Annotated in this window: 4 protein-coding genes and 1 pseudogene; 1 reads left to right on the plus strand and 4 read right to left on the minus strand. The window is 58.8% G+C overall.

Annotated features, from left to right (window positions below):
- Positions 1-110: 110 nt before the first annotated feature.
- The 4 genes from ACWI8T_RS08310 to ACWI8T_RS08325 all read right to left on the minus strand — a co-directional run bounded on the left by ACWI8T_RS08310 (position 111) and on the right by ACWI8T_RS08325 (position 3,929).
- Positions 111-1,085, minus strand: a complete 975-nt coding sequence (locus tag ACWI8T_RS08310) for a PhoH family protein (protein ID WP_114615427.1) — start codon at positions 1,083-1,085, stop codon at positions 111-113.
- A gap of 228 nt (positions 1,086-1,313) precedes the next feature.
- Complete coding sequence (locus ACWI8T_RS08315) at positions 1,314-1,613, minus strand: hypothetical protein (protein WP_244595076.1); 300 nt, start codon at positions 1,611-1,613, stop codon at positions 1,314-1,316.
- Positions 1,614-1,675: 62 nt separating this feature from the next.
- Positions 1,676-3,355: an energy-dependent translational throttle protein EttA gene (ettA, locus tag ACWI8T_RS08320; protein WP_114615469.1), complete on the minus strand. Its 1,680-nt coding sequence runs from the start codon at positions 3,353-3,355 to the stop codon at positions 1,676-1,678.
- A gap of 400 nt (positions 3,356-3,755) precedes the next feature.
- A complete protein-coding gene (locus tag ACWI8T_RS08325; RefSeq protein WP_449138601.1) occupies positions 3,756-3,929 on the minus strand; it encodes a hypothetical protein in 174 nt (57 codons plus the stop codon).
- A gap of 104 nt (positions 3,930-4,033) precedes the next feature.
- On the opposite strand from ACWI8T_RS08325, the pseudogene ACWI8T_RS08330 reads away from it, so the two are divergent.
- A pseudogene (locus ACWI8T_RS08330) lies at positions 4,034-4,538 on the plus strand (nucleoside hydrolase); the annotation flags it as partial.

Here is a 4,538-nt window from a genome sequence, read left to right on the forward strand (position 1 = left end):
TGAGCCGAACAGCCCAGTGGGCTGTTCGTGCGAACTCAGGTATCTGCTCTCGACGAATTGTCGCACAGCGAGCCATCGGCTTTCAGTCGATAAAGCCAGAGCAAGAAGGGCTAACGAGTTTCGGCGGCCCTTTCGTAGGCTTCTACGATTCGTGCGACAAGGTTGTGCCGCACCACGTCGCGCCCGGTAAGGTCGCGAAAGGCGATGTCTTCGACGCCTTCAAGAATGCGGCGCACACCCTTGAGGCCGGAATAGCCGTGCGGCAGATCGACCTGGGTCACGTCGCCCGTGATAACCATTTTCGAGTTGAAGCCCAAACGCGTAAGGAACATCTTCATTTGCTCAGGCGTGGTGTTTTGCGCTTCGTCGAGAATGATGAAGCTATCGTTGAACGTGCGGCCTCGCATGAATGCGAGCGGCGCGATTTCAATAACGCCGCCTTCGATGAGTTCGCGAGCACGTTCCATATCGGTCATATCAAACAGCGCGTCGTAGAGCGGGCGAATGTAGGGATCGACTTTCTCGGTAAGCGTGCCTGGCAGAAAGCCCAGGTTCTCGCCCGCCTCGACCACAGGGCGCGTGAGAATGATGCGATTAACTTCCTTGCGCTTGAGCGCGGCCACCGCCATAGCCATTGCCAAATAGGTTTTGCCCGTGCCTGCAGGACCAATGCCGAACGTTACCGTGTTTTCGCGAATCGCATCGACATAGCGCTTCTGGCCCGCGGTTTTCGGACGAATCGCACGGCCGCGATACGTGAGCAGAATATCTTCGCGCAAAATGCTCGGCGCGAATTCGCCCTGCCGCAAAAGTTCGACGGCGCGACGCGCGTCATCGATCGTCGGGTCGCTTCCCGCGGCGGCCATTTTAATGAAATCGCTGAACAGAGCCGTGAGGCTTTGCACTTCCGCGGCATCGCCCGAAAGCGCAATGGTATCGCCTCGAACCGTGATGCGCGCGGAAAACGCCCGCTTCACCTCACGCAACACGCAATCGGAAGGGCCCACGATTTGCTCCATGCCCACCCGTTCGGGCAGCGTAAGCGTGATTTGCGTTTCGTCGGTCGAGATGGGATCGTTGCTCATGGAAGCCCCTTTGACGTGCATCTGCAGAACGACTTCATTGTATCAAAGCACATCGAGGCGCTTGTAAAGTGCGCTTCAAAACAGGGAGGTTGGGAAAACGCGTGGTACGCAATGGGCACAGCGTGCGTTATCGACGAAATCCAAATAGCACGCGATGCACGCATTCCACACACAGAGTTTCACGCTTAATCAAACGATTCCGAAAACGGCGCCGAAGATGCCACTCATCTATCGGCGAAACGCGCGCACATAGGCGCAGCTTGGCGGCAAGTGGTCACCGAAAAGCGCGATGCGCGGGGTAAGGCGGCAGCAACGCTCGCACTTGTCAAAACGGTTTTCATAGACGCTGCAGCGGCGCGTGGATTCGTTAAGGAACTCGCACGGCGCCGAAAGGTCAACGGCGACGTCGCCATATTCGTCGACCTCGCGCTCGTAGCAGCACATGCCGCAGCAATCGCAGATATCATCCCACGAGCCATCGTGCCATGCGCGCATCGCCGATACGATGCCCTTAATGGTTGTAGACATGGAGCATGCGCCTTTCCGTCAAAAAGCGCCGCCCATAAGAGCGGCGCTTCAAAATGAGTTGCTTAGTCGCGGGTGAGCTTGCGATGGATGCGGTGCGGCTTGGCGGCCTCTTCGCCCAGGCGCTCAACGCGGTTCTTCTGGTAGCTGTCGAAGTTGCCCTCAAACCAGAACCAGTTGCCGGGGTTCTCGTCGGTGCCTTCCCACGCCAGAATATGCGTGGCAATGCGGTCGAGGAACATGCGGTCGTGGCTCGTGACAACCGCGCAGCCCGGGAATTCCATGAGCGCCTCTTCGAGACTCTCGAGTGTTTCGACGTCGAGGTCGTTGGTGGGCTCATCGAGCAACAGCAAGTTGCCGCCCTGCTTGAGCGTAAGCGCCAGGTTCAGGCGATTGCGCTCGCCGCCAGAAAGCACGCCAGCGGGCTTCTGCTGGTCAGATCCCTTGAAGCCGAATGCCGACACATACGCGCGGCTCGGAACCTCGGTCTCGCCCACCTGCATGTAGTCGAGGCCGTCGGACACGACTTCCCACAACGTTTTGTTGCCGTCAATACCCTCGCGGTTCTGGTCGACGTACGAGATTTGCACGGTTTCGCCGAGCTTCAGCTCGCCCGAGGTGGGCTGTTCTTTGCCGACGATCATCTTGAACAGCGTCGACTTGCCCACGCCGTTGGGGCCAATAACGCCCACGATGCCGTTGCGCGGCAGGCTGAACGACAAATCGTCGATGAGCACACGGCCGTCGAATTCCTTATGCAGATGCTCGACGTTGAGCACCTCGGCGCCCAGGCGCGGGCCCACGGGAATGTGGATGTCGGTGAAGTCGACCTTCTTGCTTTGCGAAGCCTCGGCCACCATGCGGTCGTAGTTTTCCAGACGGGCCTTGTTCTTGGCCTGGCGAGCCTTCGGAGACGAACGCACCCATTCGAGCTCGTTCTGCATGCGCTTGGCAAGTTTCGCGTCGCGCTGGCCCTGGGCGGCCATACGGGCGGCCTTGGTTTCGAGGTACGTGGAGTAGTTGCCCTTGTAGGGGTACAAGCTGCCGCGGTCGACCTCGCAAATCCACTCGGCGACGTTGTCGAGGAAGTAGCGGTCGTGCGTCACGGCGAGCACGGCACCCTGGTAGCGATGCAGGAACTGCTCGAGCCACAGAACCGACTCGGCGTCGAGGTGGTTAGTGGGCTCATCGAGCAGCAGCAGGTCGGGAGCCTCGAGCAGCAGGCGGCACAGCGCCACGCGACGGCGTTCGCCGCCGGAAAGCACGTTCACCGGCATGTCGGGGTCGGGGCACTGCAGCGCGTCCATAGCCTGGGACAGCTGGCTGTCAAGGTCCCAGCCGTTGGCGGCGTCGATGGCTTCTTGCAGCTTGCCCATTTCTTCCATAAGCGCGTCGAAGTCGGCATCGGGGTCGGCCATCTCGGCGGAAATCGCGTTGAAGCGGTCGATTTTCGCGAGCACGTCGCCGAATGCCATTTGCACGTTTTCGAGAACGGTCTTGTCCTCGTCAAGCGGCGGCTCCTGCTGCAGAATGCCCACGGAATAGCCCGGGGACAGGCGTGCCTCGCCGTTCGAAACTTCCTCAAGGCCGGCCATGATTTTCAGCAGCGTGGATTTGCCCATGCCGTTCGGGCCCACCACGCCGATTTTCGCGCCGGGATAAAACGACAGCGTAACGTCGTCGAGAATCACCTTGTCGCCGTGCGCTTTGCGCGCCTTGTACATGGTGTAAATGAATTCCGCCATGCGGGACTCCTGTTCGTTGTTTGATGCGCTCATATTTGATTGGCTCCGCGCACAACGCAGCGGCGCCAGACGAGCTTTTGTACCGAATTCAATTCAGCCATTCTACCAGGTCGCCCGCAAACGCCGCCGCGCGCCCATCAGTTCCCCACGAGCGGACGGAATGCCCAGGCGGAATCGCCGCCACCTGTTAAATGCTCGTAGCATTTAACACAAGCATTTAACGGGCGGAGCGCAAAATCGCCCGTCGTCGCCGTCGCCGCCGTGGCGCACCTGTCGCATGCGCGAAAGCATCCTCGTAGTACAAACCTGCCGCATGCTCGAAACCTGTTAAATGCTACGAGCGTTTAACACGCATCCCAACCTGCTAAATGCTACAAGCATTTAGCAGGTTTTCGCAGGCTTAGTATTCCTCAGAATCGACCCCAAGGCGTTCTGCTATTTCGAGCAGCTCGTCGCCCGAAGCAGATTCGATATCTGCAACGTCCAGCAACGCCGCCGGAAAACCGCCGAACATGACAGTTCCGCATTCGTCCATCAATCGTTCACGCAGCGCTTCCTCGTCAACCTCGTGCATTAGCAACGCCCCCCTATCCTTTTCGACATATACGACCCCTGCTAAATGCTCGTAGCATTTAACGGGTGGCATTCAGCAACTTCCACACGGTGCAACAGCGAATCATGTCAGCATCGTATACATACTTCCAACTTTCGCGTCCTATTCATTTCGAATGCGTTAAACTTCAAAGTTATGCCTTTGGACGAATATCTCTGATACTTTGCCGAAGGCATGCAAGCAACCCCTCTTTTAAAGGAGCAATCGTGACGAAGAAGATCATCCTGGATTGCGATCCAGGACACGACGACGCCGTCGCCATCCTGCTCGCGCTGGGCAACCCCGAAATCGAGCTTTTGGGCGTGACCACCGTCGGAGGCAACCAAAGCCTCGAAAGGTGACTTACAACGCCCGCGCGGTGCTCGAAAAGGCGCACGCTACCGACGTGGCCGTGTACGCCGGATGCGACCGCCCCATCGTGCGCCCGCAGGAAGTGGCTGCCTCGATTCACGGCGAAAGCGGCCTGGACGGCGTCGAGCTGCCCGTGCCAACCCGCCCGCTCGAGCAGAAGCACGCGGTGAACTACATCGTGGAAACCATCATGGCAAGCGAGCCGGGCACCATCACCTT

The sequence above is a fragment of the Slackia sp. genome, assembly GCF_977041755.1.